Source organism: Vibrio marinisediminis (assembly GCF_014050145.1).
Lineage (GTDB): Bacteria > Pseudomonadota > Gammaproteobacteria > Enterobacterales > Vibrionaceae > Vibrio > Vibrio marinisediminis.
In genome coordinates this window covers 1-222 of sequence record NZ_JACFYF010000457.1, presented here as the reverse complement: position 1 = coordinate 222, position 222 = coordinate 1, and the positions used below count along the sequence as shown (strand labels likewise).

Sequence of the window (222 nt, the reverse complement as noted above, 5' to 3'; positions counted from 1 at the left end):
CTCGCTCGAGGAGCTTCTGGACCGGGCCGGGGAGATCAAGCAGCCCAAGCGCCGCCAGACCCTGATCGAGCATCGCGCCCAGATCGAGCTGTCGAAGCGGCTGGTGCAGCTCGATTGCGACATGGAGCTGGATTTCACCATCGAGGACCTTGAGGTGCGCGATCCGGAGCCGGAGACCCTGCTCGGTTTTCTGGCCGAGATGGAAGTCCGCACCCTGACCAA

1 protein-coding gene is annotated in these 222 nt (G+C 64.0%); it reads left to right on the top strand.

Annotation, left to right across the window (positions count from 1 at the left end):
- A partial coding sequence (locus H2O73_RS24600) for a 5'-3' exonuclease H3TH domain-containing protein (RefSeq protein ID WP_182110872.1) occupies positions 1-222 on the top strand: 222 nt, incomplete at both ends.